The 509-nt window shown below is 29.9% G+C and carries 1 protein-coding gene; it reads left to right on the top strand.

Annotation, left to right across the window (positions count from 1 at the left end; genetic code table 11):
• The coding region (locus AYC61_RS20390; protein WP_156456551.1) for an IS3 family transposase at positions 1-421 on the top strand (421 nt) is incomplete at its 5' end.
• Between the last annotated feature and the right edge of the window lie 88 nt (positions 422-509).

Raw genomic sequence — 509 nt, 5'->3', positions numbered from 1 at the left:
AAGTCCAATATTAGATTTATTCGATAACAGTATAATAGAGTATGAATTATCATACAGAAATACTAATCAGCTTGTATTTAAAATGTTTGATAGAGCTGTAAAAAACAACCCCGATGCAAAGCCAATATTCCATAGTGACAGAGGTTTCTCGTACACTAATAGTGTCTTTAAAAGCAAAATTGATTTTGCAGAAATGACACAAAGCATGTCAAGAATTGGTAAATGTATAGATAATGGTCCAATGGAAGGTTTTTTTGGAATACTAAAATCTGAAATGTTCTATGGCAAGCAATTTGAATCTATGGATAAACTAATTCAAGATATTCATAAGTATATAAAATTCTATAACGAGGAAAGATTTCAAAAGCGATTAGGGTGTTTATCTCCAATTGAATATCGGACTCAGGCACAGTGTACATAAATAAAAACGGTGCTTCATACAGAAACACCGAAAAATATTAATATTCATTTTTATTAAATTAATTGTCTACTTGACATAGGTCAGTTCA

This window comes from Abyssisolibacter fermentans (assembly GCF_001559865.1).
In the GTDB taxonomy this organism is placed as follows: domain Bacteria; phylum Bacillota; class Clostridia; order Tissierellales; family MCWD3; genus Abyssisolibacter; species Abyssisolibacter fermentans.
Note: the sequence above shows the minus strand (reverse complement) of the source record. Positions and strands in the feature narration are given on the sequence as shown.